The following is a 16,179-nucleotide window of genomic DNA, read 5'->3' on the forward strand; positions in this document are numbered from 1 at the left end:
CGGAGCGGGGCTCTACTTCGCGATCTGCATGACGTCGTCGATCAGCAGCTGCGTGGTCGCGATGCCGCCGTAGACGATGTACCAGGCGACCGGGTCGAGGTAGACGATCGAGTCCGTGGTGGAGGCGGTGGTCTGATGCACGATCTCGTTGTCGAGCACCTGCGCCGCTGCGCCCTGCTCGGCCTCGCCGGTGGCGACGTCGCGGTCGATCACCCACAGCACGTCCGGGTCGTGCTCGAGCAGGAACTCGAACGAGACCGGCTCGCCGTGGGTGGCGGAACGGACGTCCTCGACGACCGGCGTCACACCGAAGACGTCGTAGAGCAGGCCGCCGCGCACGTTGGCGCTGCCACCCTCGGCGCCCGACGGCGCGAGCGCGTTGAGCTGGCCGCCGGAGACCATCAGGCCGAGGCCCGTGCCGGCCGCAGCGGCCGCCGTCCTGGCCTCCTCGATGCCGGCGTTCAGCTCGTCAAGGGCCGCGGCGGCCTCGTCCTCGGCGCCGAGCACCTCACCCAGGAAGGTGACGTTGTTCTCGAGGGTCTCGAGGTACGTGCCACGGATGCCGAGGTCGATCGTCGGGGCGATCTCGCTCAGGTCCTCGTACAGGCCCGAGGAGCGACCGCCGATGATGATGAGGTCCGGCTGCTGTGCCTCGATCTCGATGAGGTCGGCCTCGAACAAGGTCCCCGCGTTGAAGGCGTCGTCCGCCAGGAAGCCCTGCAGGTACTCGGGCACGGACTCCAGCGGTGCACCGGTGATCTCGCCGCCGAGCGAACCGACCGTGTCGACCGTGGCCATCTCGAAGGCGACGATCCGCTCGGGATCGAGCGGCACCTCGACGGTGGTCGCCTCGTAGACCGGGTCCTCGTCCTCGCCCGCCACGTTGCGGTCCCAGGTGTAGGTGATGGTCTCGGCCGCGTCGTCTCCTGCGCCGTCGGCGTCGGAGCTCGCGCCCGCCGAGGCGCCGCACCCGGCGACGACGAGGGCGGACACCGCGATCAGCGAGATCGCAGCGAGTGGTCGGTGCACGGTCATGGCAAGGCTCTCCCGAGTGGTTGGTCGACCCACGGTGGGTGCGCGACGAAGGCGCACGCCACCGTCGGCTGGCTGCCCGCCGCTGACGCGGCGACGAGCGAGCGCTCGCCTAAGGCAAGCCTTACCTAACCAACAACGGCGGGATTCCGCAAGTCGAGCGTGACGAAATGAGACGCCGCTACCCCCGGGCGGCCGGCACAGGTCCGAACTGGTCGTCCTCAGGCCCGGCGGTGAGCCAGCGTCCACGCTGCCCGGGGAAAGCGGTGGCTGAGCGTCCACTGGCGCCCTGTCCATGGACGCTGGTGCACCACTTCCCGGGGGCTGGTGGTTGAGCGTCTACCGGCACCGGCCCTATGGGCGCTGGAGCACCATCCCAGGGTGGCTGGTGGTTGAGCGTCCACTGGCGCCCTGTCTATGGACGCTGGTGCACCGCTTCCCGGGTGGCTGGTGGTTACCAGGCGTAGGCCTCCGGGGCCGGGTTGCTGCCCTTGGGGAAGGGTGCCGGGAACAGCTCCTCCAGGCGGTCGAGCGTGGCGTCGTCGAGCTCGATGTCTGGCACGCGCAGGCTCTCGTTGAGCTGCTGGATGGTGCGCGGCCCGATGATCGGGGCGGTCACGGCGGGGCGGGTGAGCAGCCACGCGAGCGCGACGTCGGCGGGCTTCTCGCCGATCTCCTCGCACAGTGCCTCGTACGTGGTCAGCACCTCGCGGTTCTTCTCGATGCCCTCGGCGTTGGCGGTGCCGCGACCCTCGACGCCCTCGCGCTCCTTGGCGAGCACGCCACCCAGCAGCCCGCCGGCCAGGGGCGACCACGGGATCACGCCGAGCCCGTAGTGCTCGGCAGCGGGCAGCACCTCGAGCTCGACCCAGCGCGACATCAGGTTGTAGAGCGACTGCTCGCTGACCAGCCCGACCATCCCCAGCGCCGCAGCTGCGCCCTGCGCGGTGGCGATGTGCCAGCCTGCGAAGTTCGAGGACCCGGCGTACAGGATCTTTCCTTGCTGGCGCAGCACGCTCATCGCTTCCCAGATCTCGTCCCAGGGAGTCTCCCGGTCGATGTGGTGCATCTGGTAGAGGTCGATGTAGTCGGTTTGCAGCCGCTTGAGCGAGGCGTCGGCGGCGCGGCGGATGTTGAGCGCCGAGAGCTTGCCCTCGTTGGGCCAGTCGCCCATGGCGCCGTAGAGCTTGGTCGCGAGCACGGTGCGCTCGCGCCGCCCGCCGCCCGAGGCGAACCAGCGGCCGAGGATCTCCTCGGTCTCGCCCGGCTGGGTGCCGTAGCGGTTGGCGGTGTCGAAGAAGTTCAGGCCCGCGTCGTGCGCGGCGTCCATGATCGCGTGGCTGTCGGCCTCGCTCGTGCGAGGGCCGAAGTTCATCGTGCCGAGAACGAGCGGGGAGACCTGCAGGCCGGTGCGGCCGAGATGGCGGTAGTCCATCTCTCGAACCTAGCCCTCCGACCGCTGGTCAGTCACGCCTCAGTCGGAGTGCATCCGGAAGTCGAGCCGGGCGGGCAGCGGCTGACCCGGATGGACCGACGCCCAGATCGCGTCGAGCTCGCGCCCACCCTCGGCCAGGTCGGGCACCTCGAGACCCTCGAGGATGCCGGCCGCGCCCTCCCGATCACCCGCCGCCAGGAGTGCCTGCGCACGCTGGAGCCGGCTGCGGCCGTGGTCGCTGAGCGCAGCCGGTGCCTGGTCGAGCACCGTCAGCGCCGCCGCGGCATCGCCCACCGTGAGCAGGTAGGCCACGGCCTCGGTCAGCAGGGTCCGCTCCTGCGGGGCGGCGGCCACCGCAGTCGCGTACAGCGCGCGCGCCTGGTGGACGTCGCCGCGTTGCGCCGCGAGCAGCGCCCGCCCGCGCACGGCCTGGAACGGCACCGGCTCACCCCGTGAGGCCGCCAGATCCTCGGCCATCGCGTACTCGGCGTCCGCTCCGTCGGCGTCCCCGCGCACGTGCGCGTTGACCCCGCGGGCGTACCGCACCCACGGCTCGGCGGCGAGGCTGGGGTCGGCGTACGCGGCCTGCCACCGGTCGGACACCCCCGGCACGGCACCAACGGCAGCTCTCGGCATCGCCGCAGGGGCGTCGAGCAGGGGATTCTGCGCGGTATCGGTGCCCGAACCGGGCAGAACCTCCTGTTCGGCGGAAGGAGTGGGTTGGGGGGTGGGGGCGTGTTGGGGGGTGGGGTGAGCGGGGAAGGGGACGGCCTCGGCCGGCAGGCGCGGCTCCTCGCCGGCCGCACGACGCAGCTCGACCTCGGCGTGGCCGCAGCCGGAGCCCACGTGAAGGATCTCCAGCGGGGCGGCGTCGGCCACCTCGGCCGACCACTGCGCGTGGCGAGCCGACAGATCGGCGGGAGCTGCGCCGTCGAGCACGGCGTCCCGGGCAGCCTCGGCAGCCTCGCGGAACGGCAGCGAGACCGCCTCCGGATCGAGGTCGATCCCGCCGAACGACTCGGTCCACGAGAGCTCGGCGTGCCCCTCGATGACGTCATGCTCCATCTGGGTGGTGCACCAGCCCGCCTGGATCTCGGCATACCGAGCGCCCGGGCCGGACAGCCATTCCTGCCAACGGTTCCCGCCCGGACCGGTGCCCCAGAGGAACAGCTTGCGCCCGCGCAGCGCGTCGGTCGCGGTCTGGGCGAAGCCGGTGCCGTCGGGCTCGACAGCAGCCACGAACCGGCCCGGCGCAGGGGAGTCGAAGAAGTAGTCCGCCGCGTGCGAGGCGGTCGCCGGGTAGCTGATGTCGACGTCGGGGGAGTCCGGGTGGGGCACCGGCACCTTCGCCAGCCGGCCGGTGTAGTCCGTGCGCCACGCCGAGTCCGCCGCGCTGAGCACGCGGGTGCGGGGCGTCTCCGGCACCGCGATGTTCGTCCAGTAGTAGAGCGGCTTCGGCTCCGGGTCCGGGTTGATCACGCGCGTGTGCGCCAGCAACCGGTCGCCCTCGAGCTCCAGGTCCACCTGCAGGATCAGGTCGCGTGTGCGCTCCCAGTCCCACAGCCGCAGGCCGTCACCGCTCGGGGTCTGGATGCGCACGGCGTGCAGCGGTCGGCTCGAGAGCGTCCAGTGCCCGGTCGAGCCGAGGTTCCACTCGATACCGCCCGCGAACCAGCCGTCCGTGAGCCCGAAGTTCGCGGGCCGCAGCTGCGGGTTCACGAACAGCAGCTCGCGGTCGCGCACCCGGTCCCGCAGCGACCAGACCCGCCCGCCCAGAGTCGGCAGCACGGTCGCCGTCAGCGTCCCGTTGTCCAGCACCAGAGCGGGGATCTCGACGGCGTCGCTCGCCCTGGTGTAGTCGCTGTGCCGTGCGTAGGGGAGCGGGGTGGCGAGCCGGCCCTGCGTGATCCGGGACGCCATCTCTGGGCTGACGCCGTCGCCGGGCTCGATGGCCGGCAGCGCCCGCATCGGCGTGAACGCCGGCAGCGGGCTCTCGGGGCCGGGGAGGGCGCCGGTGAGGTGGAGGGTGGTGGCCCTCAGGGTCGTGGTCAAGCGTCCTTCCCCAGGGCTTCGTCGATGCGCTCGACCTTGGCGGTGAGCTGCCCGGAGTAGCCGGGGCGGATGTCGGCCTTGAGCACGAGGCTGACACGTGGCGAGACCTCGGCCACCGCGTCGACGGCATCCTTGACGACCGCCATCACCTCGTCCCACTCGCCCTCGACCGTGGTGAACATCGACGTGGTCTCGTTCGGCAGCCCGGAGTCGCGCACCACCTTGACGGCGCGGGCGACGGCGTCGGTGACGCTGCCGGCGGGGTCGGACGTGAGCGGAGCGATGCTGAAGGCGGCGAGCATGGCGGCAGCGTGCCACACCAAGGGCTGGGGCGCCGTACGGTAGCCCTCGTGCGCATTCGTCGGTGGCTCGCGAGGATCTACTGGCGGTTCAGCCGGTGGACGCCCGAGGCTGAGCCGCTGCCTCCGCGCGGCGTCCTGCTCGGCGCGCCGCACACCTCGAACTGGGACTTCGTGCTCATGGTCATGGTGAGCTGGCACGTGGGCGTGAACTTCCGTTTCCTCGCCAAGAAGTCGGTGTTCTGGGAGCCGCTCGGGTCCCTGATGCGGGCGTTGGGCGGGATCCCGGTGGACCGTGGTGCCGACTCCGGGTTGGTCCGGCGGCTCGTGGAGATGGCAGATCGCGGCGAGCACTTCATGCTGGTGATCACCCCCGAGGCGACCCGCGGCAAGGTCGAGTACTGGAAGTCCGGCTTCTACCGGCTCGCCAAGGATGCGGACCTGCCGGTCATCCTCGGGTTCCTCGACCGCCGCCGGATGGCGTGCGGGATCGGGCCGCGCGTCGACCTCACGGGCGACGTGTCGGCGGACATGGACCGGATCCGCGCTTTCTACGACGGGTTCGTGGGTGTGCGCCCCGGCTTCGAGTCCGAGCCGCGGCTCCGCGACGAGTCCGGCACCGCCTGACACGCCGCCCCCTCATGCCCCGATCTCACATCTGTGCGCCGCTGAGCGTCTGCTAGGTGTGATGAAGACACCGTTCGAGGCCCTCGTCCGCACCCACGGCGCCACCGTGCTCCGCGTGTGCCGGGCGGTCGCCGGCCCCGACGACGCCGAGGACGCCTGGTCCGAGGCGTTCCTCGCCGCCCTGCGGGCCTACCCGGAGCTGCCCGACGACGCCAACGTCGAGGCCTGGCTGGTCACCATCGCCCACCGCAAGGCGATCGACCAGATCAGGGCCCGGCGCCAGGCGCCACTGCCGACGCAGGAGCTCCCCGAGGACAGCCGGGCGGCCCCGGCCGTAGGCGGGTGGCAGCGCGACCTCTGGGAGGACCTGGCGACCCTGCCGCCCAAGCAACGATCCGCCGTCGTCTATCACCACGTGGCGGGCCTGCCGCACCGCGAGGTGGCGGCGATCCTCGGCGGCACTCCGGCAGCGGCCCGACGCGCGAGCGCCGACGGCATCGCCGCGCTCCGACGCACCTACTCAGGAGAACTTCGATGAGCCTCACCGATCTCGGCCTTCCCGACGACGACGCCACGCTGCGGCGCCTGAGCGCCCGGCTCGGGCAGGCGGCCGCGGAGGCCGACCTTCTCGACGTCGCCTACCGCACCATCGACTCGCCGCTCGGCACGCTGCTGCTCGCCGCGACCCCGCGCGGGCTCGTGCGGGTCGCGTTCTCCATCGAGGCCACCGACGAGGTCCTCGGCGAGCTCGCCTCGCGCGTGAGCCCACGCGTGCTCGAGGACCGGCCGCGCCTCGATCCGGTGGCGCGGGAGCTGGGCGAGTACTTCGAGGGTCGACGGCGCAGCTTCGATGTGCCGGTCGATCTCTCCTTGGCCGCGGGGTTCCGCCGTGAGGTCGTGGAGCTGCTCCCGCGCATCGCCTACGGGAGCACGGCGAGCTACCGACAGGTGGCCGAGATGATCGGCAACCCCGGGGCGACGCGGGCCGTGGGGACCGCGTGCGCGCGCAACCCCGTGCCCCTGGTGCTGCCCTGCCATCGGGTGGTGCGGGCCGACGGCGCCACCGGCGCCTATCGCGGTGGCCCGGAGGCGAAGATCGCGCTGCTCGCGCTCGAGAAGGCGTCCGGGCCGGCCCCGGCCGTGTGAGGATCAGGCATGCAGACCCTGCTGGTGGTGCTGGGGATCATGGCGCTGGGCCTCGTGGCCGTGGTGCTGTTCCAGCGTGACCTGAGCAGGCACCCGTGGTCGGGCAGCGGCGGCGGTGGGCCGTTCGGGGTGATCGACGAGGTCTTCGCCCCGACCCGCCACGAGGCGGCGAACGAGCTGAAGGACCAGTACGACCGCACCGCCCCGGCGCCGGTGGCGGAGGAGCCGCCGTGGCTCGAGGTCGACCTCGAGGACGGCCGCTCCGGCTCGGTGACGATCCGGCCCGAGCGACGACGCGGCACGGTCGAGGGGTCCTGATGGCGTCGCTGCGGGACGTGGTGACCGACTGCGCGCAGCCGGCGCGGCTCGCACGGTTCTGGGCACAGGTGCTCGACGGCTACGAGATCGCGCCGTACGACGACGCGGAGCGCGCGCGGCTCGCCACGCTCGGGATCACCGATCTCGAGGACGACCCGACCGTGCTGGTGCAACCGGTCGGTGGTGGCAGCGATGTGCGGTTCTGGTTCCAGAAGGTGCCGGAGGCCAAGGTCGTGAAGAACCGGGTGCACGTCGATCTCACGGCGAAGGACGTCGGCGCCGAGGTCGAGCGGTTGCTGGCGCTGGGCGCCGCCGTGGTCCTGGAGGGACCGGACACGATCGTGCTCGCCGACCCCGAGGGCAACGAGTTCTGCCTGACCCGCTGAGCCGGCGCGCAGGACCGCCGTCGAGCAACGGCTGGCAATCGGTTGCCACCGTGCGTGCGTGGCGGGGGAAGATGATCCGCAGGGCACCGCTGGCGGTGCGTATCCGAGCGAAGGAGCACCCACCGTGATCATCGAGCGGGCAGAGGTCATCGTCACCAGCCCCAACCGGAACTTCGTGACGCTGCGGCTGCAGACCGACGAGGGGCACGTCGGGCTGGGTGACGCCACGCTCAACGGCCGGGAGATGGCGGTGGTGGCGTACCTGAAGGACCACGTGGTCCCGCTGCTGCTCGGCCTCGACGCGCACAAGATCGAGGACACCTGGCAGTTCCTCTACCGCAGCTCGTACTGGCGCCGGGGCCCGGTCACGATGGCGGCGATCGCGGCCGTCGACATGGCGCTGTGGGACATCAAGGGCAAGGCCGCGAACATGCCCGTGTACCAGCTGCTGGGCGGCGCGAGCCGCACCGGGCTGATGGCGTACGGGCACGCCTCCGGGGTCGACACCGAGCAGCTCTTCGACTCGATCCGCCAGCACCAGGAGCTCGGCTACCGCTCGGTGCGCGTGCAGACCGGGGTGCCGGGACTGAAGGCGATCTACGGGATCGCGGCGCAGTCGATGCTCGACGGCGGCGAGGAGCGCTACGACCACGAGCCCGCGCGCCGCGGTCCGAAGCCCGCCGAGGAGGACTGGGACACCCAGAAGTACATGCGTCACCTGCCGACGGTGTTCGAGGCGGTCCGCAACGAGTTCGGCCCCGATCTGCCCCTGCTTCACGACGGCCACCACCGGATGACCCCGATCCAGGCCGCCAAGCTCGGCAAGTCGCTGGAGCCGTACGACCTGTTCTGGCTCGAGGACTGCACGCCGGCCGAGAACCAGGACGCGCTGCGGCTGGTCCGCCAGCACACCATCACCCCCCTCGCGATCGGGGAGATCTTCAACACGATCTGGGACATCCAGGGCTTGATCAGCGAGCAGCTGATCGACTACGTGCGCACGGCCTCGACCCACTTCGGCGGCATCTCACCGCTCAAGAAGGTCATGGACTTCGCGGCGCAGTACCAGATCAAGTCGGGCTGCCACGGCCCCACCGACATCTCGCCCGTGGGGTTCGCTGCACAGCTGCATGTCGGACTGGCGATCCACAACTTCGGCATCCAGGAGTACATGCAGCACGGCACCCGCACCAACGAGGTGTTCCAGCAGTCGATGACGTTCGAGAACGGCCTCCTGCACCCTGGCGACCAGCCCGGCCTCGGCGTCGAGCTCGATGTCGACGGTGCCGGCAAGTACCCCTACGAGCAGGCCTATCTGCCGTTCAACCGGCTCTCGGACGGCACCGTTCACGACTGGTAGCCGGCAACGGTGCCGTCAGGAGGCGCTAGCCTGCCGACTCCTCGAGCCGGTCCAGGATGCCCTGGCCGACACGTGCCAGCGAGCTGAGGTCGCTCGCCGACGTGCCGTCGATCACGATGTCGCGGACGTACCTCGCGTGCGCGGGTGCCGCCTGCTCGACGAGGTGGCGCCCCGAGCCCGTGAGGATCGCGTTGGTCGCGCGGCGGTCCTCGGGTGCGCCCTCGCGGCGGACCAGATCCTGCTTCTCCAGCCGGCGCACCACGTGCGACAGCCGGGACAGCGAACCGTTGGTGCGCTCAGCGAGGATGCTCATGCGGAGCCTGCCATCGCCTTCCTCGGCCAGCATCGCGAGCACCAGGTACTCGAAGTACGTCAGGCCGGCCGCCTTGGCCATGGCTGCATCGAGCGCGGTCGGCAGCTTGATGAGCAGCCCGGTGAGTGCCACCCAGGCCTCGCGCTCGTCTTCGGTGAGCCACTGCTTCGTCACCACGTCCCCTCCATCCACCACAGTTCTGACAGTTCCCCCCGGAACTTCCGGCACAGCGTAAGCGTGCGCCTGCGGCACCCTGACAGTCCACACGGGATGACCGTGGCGAAAACGGGGGTGAGGGGCAGAACTACCCATGTGACCTAGCGCTCACTCAGCTAGTTGAGCGGTCACTCCGAGCGGCGCAGAACCGCCATCAGCACACGCAGCGCGAGCACCACCGCGATGCACAGCATCGTGGCGCCGAGCACCCAGAACAGCCCGATCCCGGGCGCCACCGTCGGCCCTGGGCCGACCGTGAACAGCAGCGTCGCCATGATGCCGGCGGTCGCGGCCAGCACGGTCATGATGCCCTGGTGCCACAGCCGGGTGACGAGCTCGCGATCGCGGCGGTCGGCCAGCAGCCGCACCCCGACCGAGAGCCGGCCGTGCTCGGCGGCGTCCGTGAGGCGGTCGAGCCGTCGCGGCAGCCGGCGCAGCACCGGCAGCAGCGTGATCGCCTCACGCTCCAGGCTCTCCCGCAGCCGAGCGGGCGTGGCGGCCTGGCCCAGCTGGTCCCGGCCGATCGTGCGCACCCTGTCGGCCAGGTCGTAGGAGGGGTCGGCCACGAGCAGCGTCCCCTCCAAGGTGGCGACGGCCCGGAAAACAGCGGCCACCGCGGGCGGGATGCCGAGCCCGTGATCGGACACCAACCGGAAGAGGGCGGTGAAGGCCGCAGCGCCGGCGCCCGGTCCGCCCGAGCCGAACCGCAGGATGACCTCCGCCACGGCCTGCTCCAAGGCGCGCTCATCGACGTCCTCGGGCCGGTCGACCACGTCGAGCAGGGCATCGGTGGCCGCCTGCGAGCTGCCGGTGCCGATCGCACCGAAGAGCCGCGCCAGACCTTCTCGGGTGGCCTCGCCCAGCCGACCCACCGAGCCGAGGTCGAGGAGACCGAGCGTGCCATCGTCGTCGAGAAGAATGTTGCCCGGATGCAGGTCGACGTGGAACACCCCGGTGCGGAGCACCTGACCCATGACGACGTCGAGGAGGGTGTCGGCGATCTCGCCGCGTCGCTGCGGACCGAGCCGCGCGAGCAGCGGCTCGGCCGCACCGAGCGGCACGCCGGGCAGCCGCTCCATCACGAGCACGCGGATCGTGGAGAGCTCCGGGTAGGTGCGGGCGGCGCGGACGCCGGGGGTACCTGCGAGCTCGGTGGCCACGAGCGCGGTGCTGGTGAGCTCCACGGTGAAGTCCAGCTCTTCGCGCAGCGCGTCGGCGAAGCCGTCCGCGAGCGAGCGCAGGCCGATGCGGTTCGCCCACTCGGTGCGCGCGCAGAGCGTGGCGGCCAGGCGCTTCACGAGGTCGAGGTCGCGGTCGACGGTGTCGATGATGCCCGGGCGCTGGACCTTGAGGACCACCGGCGTGCCGTCACGCAGGACCGCGGCGTGGACCTGGGCGACCGAGGCCGAGCCCAGCGGTTCGTGCTCGATCGAGGCCAGCGCCGACTCCGGCGGCTTCCCCCACTCGGCGCTGATGGCGGCGTGGACCTGAGCCCAGGGGAGCGGGCGCGCGGCGTCCTGCAGCAGCGAGAGCTCGTCGATGAACTCCGGCGGCAGCAGGTCGCGTCGCGTGGAGAGCTGCTGCCCGAGCTTGACGAACGTGACCCCACCATCCTCGAGCGTGCGCCGCAGCGACCGCGCGAGCTCGCGCCGTTCCGAGGCGCTCGACGCCCCCGCCGGCCGCCGGCCGCGCAGGAACCGGCTCAGGCCGTGCTTGGTGACGATGCCGACGATTTCCGCGTACCGGCGCCCGCGTGCGAGCCGTGACCGCCAGCTCCGCCACAGCTCGACCGGTCCGGGCAGGCTCCCGTCCGGGATCACCATCTCCGCCAGGACCAGCAGCAGCATCGCCAGCACCACCGAGAAGGCCATCAGGAGCGCCAGGTAGAGCCCGAGCGCGACGGTGGGTGCACCGTCGCTGCCCATGGGCTCGCCGACGAGCGCGCCGAGGACAGGCCGGGCGATCAGTGTCGCGATCAGCGCGGCGACCGTGGCTCGCACCAGGCTGATCGGCGCACCGGCGATCCGCCTCACGAGCAGTGCGAAGACGACGGCGTTGAGCAGGGTTGCCAGGAGAGCGAGCACGGCGTTGGCGGCGTCCATCGGCACTGAGTCTGACAGCCTCGCCGCGGCGCCGCCTCCCCCGGACGGGGCATGCACCACCTCCGCGTACCCGAGGAGCGGAATCGATCGGGTGCGCTGCGGGTTGTCGAGGATGTGACTGACGCCGCGACGCCCGAGCCCACCGCCCCTTCGACGCTCCCGTTGGCGGTGCTCGACTTCGTCGGCATCGAGTACGGCGAGAGCGCGGCCGACTCGATCGCCGGAGCCGTCGAGCTCGCCCGCGCCGTCGAGACCGCCGGGTTCCGGCGCTACTGGGTCTCCGAGCACCACAGCATGAGCTCGCTCGCGTGCAGCGCACCCGAGATCCTCATCGCCCACCTGCTGACCCTGACCGAGCGCATCCGCGTGGGTGCGGCCGGGATCATGCTGCCCAACCACTCCTCCTTCAAGGTCGCGGAGATGTTCCGCACCCTGCTGGCGATCGCGCCGGACCGGGTGGATCTCGGGCTCGGCCGGGCACCGGGCACCGACCCGCTGACCGCGCTGGTGCTCCGCCGCGGCACCAAGGGCGACCCCGCCGCCGACTTCCCCGGCCAGGTCTCCGAGCTGCTGGGCTTCCTCGGGGACGGCTTCCCCGAGGGCCACCCCTACAGCCGCCTCATCGCGGCACCCGTCGTCGAGCAGAAGCCGGACGTCTTCATGCTCGGCTCCAGCGGGTACGGCCCGCAGTTCGCCGCCGTCAACGGCATGCGCGCCGTGTTCGCGCACCACATGAGCCCGGAGATCGCCACCTCGGTGCTGCGCCGCTACCGCGCCGACTTCCAGCCCGGCGTCGAGCAGGAGCCGTGGTCGGCGATCTCGGTGCTGGCGTTCGCGAGCGAGGATCCCGAGGAGGTCACCCGTTTCGAGGCCGGCTGGGCGCTCACGATGCTGAACCTGCGCCGCAACATCCGCGAGCCCATCCGCCCCGAGGCCGTCGACGCGTTCGCCGCCTCCTCCGAGTTCCGCGACACCCCTCGCGACCCCGACCGGATGGCGATCGGCCCCGCCGAGCAGGTCGTCGAGCGGCTGCAGGAGCTGCAGCGCGAGAGCCAGAGCGACGAGGTCGTGATCGTCACGCCGGGCCTCGATCGGGCCGCCCGCATCGCGAGCTTCGAGGCGATCGCGGCCGCCTGGCCGCGCTGACTCAGCGCCGCACCGAGAGGCCGAGCCACCCGGCGAGCGCCTCGATCTCCTGCTCGACGGCGGAGCGCACCTTCGCGCTCGGCTCACCCTCCCAGTGCACCGCGTTGACCACGAGCACGCCGTCGTCGCGACGGGCGACCGCGTCGAGCTTGCCCACCAGCGCGTCGCCGTAGAGCATCGGCAGCGCGTAGTAGCCCCATCGGCGTGCGGCTGCCGGCTTGTACATCTCGAGCACGTACTCGAAGCCGAACAGCTCGACGAGGCGCTTGCGATCGTGGAGCAGCCGGTCGAACGGGGACAGCAGCGCGGCCCGTGGCTCCAGCGGCTGCGCCAGGTAGGTCGGATCGACCCGCCACGTGCCCTTCACGCCCTCGACGGCGGCTTCCTCACCGGCCTCGCCGACGTGGACCGGCTCCATCGGCTGCTTCGCGGCCTTGGCCCGCGCGATGCCGAGCGCACCGAGGCGGCGCTCGTCCCGCCGTCGAGCGGCCTCCGCCAGCGGCACCGGCGGCACGTCCGGGTACACGCGCTCGGCGAGATCCCACAGCCGCTCCTTGCCCGAGCGGCCGGCCACGGCCACGACTCCCTGGGCCACCAGCACCTCGAGCATCTGCGTGACGTTGCGGTCGTTGGTCCAACCGGTCGATCGCCACGGGACCACGCAGGTGTCCGGCAGCTGGCGCGAGGTGATCGGCCCGAAGTCGCGCAGCCGGGCGACGATGTCGTCGGCGAAGGCCCTGTTCGCCTCCGCCCACTGCGCGATCGCGGTGCCCTGGTGGCGCTCGGCCCAGCCCGCCATCGACGCCGTGTAGAGCGCGAGATCGGCGGCGGGCCGCAGCAGGGCATCGAGCTCGATGAGCTCGAGCTGCGCCAGCGCCGCGGCCAGGTCCTCGTGTCGGTAGTCGCCGCCGAGCCGGCTCCACAGGACCAGGTGCGCGCTCGGCGCGATCGCGTTGGTGGGATCGAGCTGCAGCAGCGTGGCGCGCTCGACGAACGCGAGGAGGGTCGATGGTCGGCTCGCGCCGAGCCACTGGGCGGTCACCGCGATGCGCCTGGCGTCCTGCTTCGACAGCTCGTGCATGGCGAGAACCTATGGGGTGCCTGCGACAAGCAGGGCGCACGCAGCGCCGTCGTGCGCCTCGGGGTGGGGGATGCCCCCGGTGAGGATGGGGACAAACCAGGATGCCGGATCGGTGCTGGGGCGATTACGGTTTCTGCCATGGCCCCCTCCTTGACCGAGCGCGCTCAGGCGGCGGTCGAGAACCTGCACGTGCCGGTGAGGACGATCGACCGGGTGTTCACGGGGTTCGCCACCCTCGCAGCGGCCTGGCTCGCGTTCCTGCTGATCTACCAGCTGGCCACCGAGGGCTGGACCAGCCTGTGGGCCTTCCTGCCGTTCTGGTTGCTCGTGACCTACCTGATCCTGCCGCGCATCCACTCGTTGCTGTCGCGCATCTACCTGCCCGACTATTTCATCGGCCGCACCCGCACCCGCGAGGGCGTGCTCGGTGACCCGGTGAACCTGGCGCTGCTCGGCCAGGAGGACCAGATCCACGCCGCGATGCTGCGCGCCGGCTGGCACCGTGCCGACGAGCTCAACCTCTTCACCGGCTGGCGCACCGTGCGCGCGACGCTGAGTCGCCGCTCCTACGCCGAGGCGCCGGTGAGCCCGCTGTTCCTGTTCGGCCGCCGGCAGGCCTTCACCTACCAGCAGGAGGTCGAGGGCAACCCCGCCAAGCGGCACCACGTGCGGTTCTGGCCGACGCCGGACGGCTGGCTGCTCCCCGGGGGTCGCCGTGTCGAGTGGCTCGCCGCGGGGACGTTCGACCGTGCGGTCGGGCTGTCGCTGTTCACCGGCCAGATCACGCACCGCATCGACGCCGACATCGACGCCGAGCGCGACCACATCATCGCGACGCTGACCGCACCCGCGGCGGGCAACGAGGGCGTGGGCGTCGAGCACCTGCGGCACTTCTCCTCCGGCTACCACCACCGCAACGGCGGCGGCGACCACATCACCACCGACGGCGACATGCCGATCATCGACGTGCGGTCGCTCGCCACGCCGTCCGAGAAGCTCCAGGCGCAGATCGACGTCGACCACGAGGAGGCCGCCTACCTGCGGCCGGTCCCGCTGACGGTCGCGTTCGCCGTCGGGCTCGTGCTGGTCCGGGCGATCGTGGGTCTGTTCAGCCTCGCCTGGACGGTGCCGCCGGACGGCGGCGGGCTGCTCGACATCCCCCTCGTCGTCGACTGGCTCGACGGCGGCCTGCCGTTGGGTGTCCTCGTCGGCATCAGCCACGGGCTGCTGATCGCCTACTACGTGCTCTTCGGGGTGCTCGGCGTCCTCGTGTACCGCGGGCACCGCTGGGCGCGGACGGCGGCGCTGCTGCTCAGCACGCTCGGCGTCATCGTGTGGGCGGTCCTGTGGTGGCTGGGCGACCTGCGCGGCGCCACCGTGATCAGCCTGCTCGGCACGGCGCTGGAGATCCTCGCGATCCTCGCGCTCTCCAGCGACACCGCCCGCATCTACGTGGGCAGCCGACCCGGTGAGCCCGAGCGCGACACCAGCGGCGATGTCACAGGATGAACCACACCGCCAGTGCCACCAGCACCAGCAACGCCGAGGCCAGGGCCGCCGGGAGCAGCGAGTCCGGCTGACTCTCGGCGGGATCCTGCCGGGTGCTCTCGACGGCGGGGCTCGGCTCGCGCGGCACGCTCGCCGTCGGCTCGGGCTCGGGCTCGGGCGCTGCCGCTGATGCGGGCTCCTCGTCGGCGCCGTCGTCCGGCAGCGGCTCCGACTCGGGCTCCGGCTCTGGCTCTGGCTCCGGCTCGGGCTCGGGCTCGGGCCCGTGCTCGCCGATCGTCTCGCGCACGATCAGCGGGGCGAGCGCGGGCAGGGTCTCGTGCAGCGCGGCGCTCGCGGGCTCGGACAGGTCGAGCCCGTCGACCACGGCACCAGCGAGCAGGGCGGAGGCGGCCACGGCCGCCTCGCCGTCGGCGACGACATCGGCCACGATCACCGTGACGTTGTCGCGCGTGCCCACCCGCAGCGCGGCGTCGATGAGGCGGTCGGCCGCCTCCTCGCGGTCGGGATCGGCGAGAACCTCGCCGATCTCCTCGGGCGCGAGGTAGTCGGACAGGCCGTCGCTGCACAGCAGCAGCCGGTCACCCGGCTCGATCTCGAGCGCGATGACGTCGAGGTCCGGACCGCCGGGCTGGTCGTCGAGCGAGCGCAGCAGCATCGCCCGGTACGGGTGCGTGCGCGCCTTCTCGGGGGTGAGCTGGCCGGTGTCGACCAGCCGCTGCACGTGGGTGTGGTCCGTGGTCACCTGGTAGAGCGAGGAGCCGCGCAGCGCGTACACGCGGGAGTCCCCGATGTGCCCGACCGTCACGTGATCGCCGTGCCCGACGACTGCCAGCAGCGTGGTGCCCATCGACTCGAGCATCGGGTCGGCGTCCGACATCTGCTGCAGCGCGGACCGGGTGGACCTGCCGGCGCGAGTGATGCGGGCGGCGACATCCTCGGTGCCCGCGGGATCGCCGTCGGGCACGTCATCGGTGAGCTGCGCGAACACGCGCGTGGCCACGGTCGAGGCGACCTCGCCGGCGGCGTGGCCGCCCATGCCGTCGGCGAGCACGAGCAGCTGCGGGCTGGCCAGCGCCGAATCCTCGTTGTTGGTGCGCACGGTGCCCAGGTCGGAGCGCACGGCGAAGCGGAAGGTCAGCTCCATCACTCGCCTCTCG

General features: G+C 71.9%; 16 protein-coding genes. 8 read left to right on the plus strand and 8 right to left on the minus strand.

The genetic code is table 11. The features are described from left to right. Window positions 1-12 precede the first annotated feature (12 nt). The 4 genes from GPA03_RS17855 to GPA03_RS17870 all read right to left on the minus strand — a co-directional run bounded on the left by GPA03_RS17855 (window position 13) and on the right by GPA03_RS17870 (window position 4,821). On the minus strand, window positions 13-1,035 hold the full coding sequence (locus tag GPA03_RS17855) for a siderophore ABC transporter substrate-binding protein (protein WP_162458419.1): 1,023 nt from the start codon (window positions 1,033-1,035) through the stop codon (window positions 13-15). Window positions 1,036-1,486: 451 nt separating this feature from the next. Continuing rightward, on the minus strand, window positions 1,487-2,467 hold the full coding sequence (locus GPA03_RS17860) for an aldo/keto reductase (RefSeq protein WP_156253410.1): 981 nt from the start codon (window positions 2,465-2,467) through the stop codon (window positions 1,487-1,489). 39 nt (window positions 2,468-2,506) lie between these two features. Then, entirely contained in the window at window positions 2,507-4,519 is a 2,013-nt protein-coding gene (locus tag GPA03_RS17865) for a DUF5107 domain-containing protein (protein ID WP_156253411.1), read from the minus strand. After that, entirely contained in the window at window positions 4,516-4,821 is a 306-nt protein-coding gene (locus tag GPA03_RS17870; RefSeq protein ID WP_156253412.1) for a thiamine-binding protein, read from the minus strand. The genes GPA03_RS17865 and GPA03_RS17870 overlap by 4 nt, the downstream gene beginning before the upstream one ends. A gap of 48 nt (window positions 4,822-4,869) precedes the next feature. On the opposite strand from GPA03_RS17870, the gene GPA03_RS17875 reads away from it, so the two are divergent. The 6 genes from GPA03_RS17875 (at window position 4,870) to manD (ending at window position 8,655) form a co-directional block, all read left to right on the plus strand. Beyond that, window positions 4,870-5,445: a 1-acyl-sn-glycerol-3-phosphate acyltransferase gene (locus GPA03_RS17875; RefSeq protein WP_241681370.1), complete on the plus strand. Its 576-nt coding sequence runs from the start codon at window positions 4,870-4,872 to the stop codon at window positions 5,443-5,445. Window positions 5,446-5,506: 61 nt separating this feature from the next. Next, entirely contained in the window at window positions 5,507-5,983 is a 477-nt protein-coding gene (locus GPA03_RS17880) for an RNA polymerase sigma factor (RefSeq protein ID WP_156253413.1), read from the plus strand. Next, complete coding sequence (locus GPA03_RS17885) at window positions 5,980-6,591, plus strand: methylated-DNA--[protein]-cysteine S-methyltransferase (protein WP_156253414.1); 612 nt, start codon at window positions 5,980-5,982, stop codon at window positions 6,589-6,591. The genes GPA03_RS17880 and GPA03_RS17885 overlap by 4 nt, the downstream gene beginning before the upstream one ends. 9 nt (window positions 6,592-6,600) lie before the next feature. Continuing rightward, complete coding sequence (locus GPA03_RS17890) at window positions 6,601-6,909, plus strand: hypothetical protein (protein ID WP_156253415.1); 309 nt, start codon at window positions 6,601-6,603, stop codon at window positions 6,907-6,909. After that, window positions 6,909-7,295, plus strand: a complete 387-nt coding sequence (locus GPA03_RS17895) for a VOC family protein (RefSeq protein ID WP_156253416.1) — start codon at window positions 6,909-6,911, stop codon at window positions 7,293-7,295. Before GPA03_RS17890 ends, GPA03_RS17895 begins: the two co-directional genes overlap by 1 nt. 124 nt (window positions 7,296-7,419) lie before the next feature. Next, window positions 7,420-8,655, plus strand: coding sequence for a D-mannonate dehydratase ManD (gene manD, locus GPA03_RS17900; RefSeq protein WP_156253417.1), 1,236 nt, complete (start codon window positions 7,420-7,422; stop codon window positions 8,653-8,655). A 25-nt stretch (window positions 8,656-8,680) separates the two neighbouring features. Here the strand turns inward: manD and GPA03_RS17905 are convergent, their stop codons facing one another. Together GPA03_RS17905 and GPA03_RS17910 are read right to left on the minus strand one after the other, a co-directional pair. Continuing rightward, window positions 8,681-9,145, minus strand: coding sequence for a MarR family winged helix-turn-helix transcriptional regulator (locus GPA03_RS17905; protein WP_206673626.1), 465 nt, complete (start codon window positions 9,143-9,145; stop codon window positions 8,681-8,683). A gap of 167 nt (window positions 9,146-9,312) precedes the next feature. Further along, window positions 9,313-11,286, minus strand: a complete 1,974-nt coding sequence (locus tag GPA03_RS17910; protein WP_156253418.1) for an ABC1 kinase family protein — start codon at window positions 11,284-11,286, stop codon at window positions 9,313-9,315. A 51-nt stretch (window positions 11,287-11,337) separates the two neighbouring features. Between GPA03_RS17910 and GPA03_RS17915 the strand changes: the two genes are divergently transcribed. Beyond that, on the plus strand, window positions 11,338-12,432 hold the full coding sequence (locus GPA03_RS17915) for an LLM class flavin-dependent oxidoreductase (protein ID WP_156253419.1): 1,095 nt from the start codon (window positions 11,338-11,340) through the stop codon (window positions 12,430-12,432). A gap of 1 nt (window position 12,433) precedes the next feature. On the opposite strand, the gene GPA03_RS17920 is transcribed toward GPA03_RS17915, so the two are convergent. After that, window positions 12,434-13,513 carry a DNA glycosylase AlkZ-like family protein gene (locus GPA03_RS17920; RefSeq protein WP_156253420.1) on the minus strand — a complete coding sequence of 360 codons (1,080 nt, stop codon included), beginning with the start codon at window positions 13,511-13,513 and terminating at the stop codon, window positions 12,434-12,436. Window positions 13,514-13,651: 138 nt separating this feature from the next. On the opposite strand from GPA03_RS17920, the gene GPA03_RS17925 reads away from it, so the two are divergent. Next, window positions 13,652-15,022, plus strand: coding sequence for an LssY C-terminal domain-containing protein (locus tag GPA03_RS17925; protein WP_156253421.1), 1,371 nt, complete (start codon window positions 13,652-13,654; stop codon window positions 15,020-15,022). Here GPA03_RS17925 and GPA03_RS17930 read toward each other — a convergent pair. After that, entirely contained in the window at window positions 15,012-16,166 is a 1,155-nt protein-coding gene (locus tag GPA03_RS17930; RefSeq protein ID WP_156253422.1) for a PP2C family protein-serine/threonine phosphatase, read from the minus strand. The two genes, GPA03_RS17925 and GPA03_RS17930, sit on opposite strands and share 11 nt — an antisense overlap. Window positions 16,167-16,179: the final 13 nt, after the last annotated feature.

Source organism: Pseudactinotalea terrae (genome assembly GCF_009733845.1).
In the GTDB taxonomy this organism is placed as follows: Bacteria; Actinomycetota; Actinomycetes; order Actinomycetales; family Beutenbergiaceae; genus Pseudactinotalea; species Pseudactinotalea terrae.

Bases quoted from the DNA above. Each gene is read 5' to 3' on its own strand.
- GPA03_RS17930 (WP_156253422.1), bottom strand. From the start codon at position 16,166: ATGGAGCTGACCTTCCGCTTCGCCGTGCGCTCCGACCTGGGCACCGTG.
- GPA03_RS17890 (WP_156253415.1), top strand. From the start codon at position 6,601: ATGCAGACCCTGCTGGTGGTGCTGGGGATCATGGCGCTGGGCCTCGTG.
- GPA03_RS17860 (WP_156253410.1), bottom strand. From the start codon at position 2,467: ATGGACTACCGCCATCTCGGCCGCACCGGCCTGCAGGTCTCCCCGCTC.
- GPA03_RS17910 (WP_156253418.1), bottom strand. From the start codon at position 11,286: ATGGACGCCGCCAACGCCGTGCTCGCTCTCCTGGCAACCCTGCTCAAC.
- GPA03_RS17920 (WP_156253420.1), bottom strand. From the start codon at position 13,513: ATGCACGAGCTGTCGAAGCAGGACGCCAGGCGCATCGCGGTGACCGCC.
- GPA03_RS17880 (WP_156253413.1), top strand. From the start codon at position 5,507: ATGAAGACACCGTTCGAGGCCCTCGTCCGCACCCACGGCGCCACCGTG.
- GPA03_RS17925 (WP_156253421.1), top strand. From the start codon at position 13,652: ATGGCCCCCTCCTTGACCGAGCGCGCTCAGGCGGCGGTCGAGAACCTG.
- GPA03_RS17870 (WP_156253412.1), bottom strand. From the start codon at position 4,821: ATGCTCGCCGCCTTCAGCATCGCTCCGCTCACGTCCGACCCCGCCGGC.
- GPA03_RS17855 (WP_162458419.1), bottom strand. From the start codon at position 1,035: ATGACCGTGCACCGACCACTCGCTGCGATCTCGCTGATCGCGGTGTCC.
- GPA03_RS17895 (WP_156253416.1), top strand. From the start codon at position 6,909: ATGGCGTCGCTGCGGGACGTGGTGACCGACTGCGCGCAGCCGGCGCGG.
- GPA03_RS17915 (WP_156253419.1), top strand. From the start codon at position 11,338: ATGCACCACCTCCGCGTACCCGAGGAGCGGAATCGATCGGGTGCGCTG.
- GPA03_RS17885 (WP_156253414.1), top strand. From the start codon at position 5,980: ATGAGCCTCACCGATCTCGGCCTTCCCGACGACGACGCCACGCTGCGG.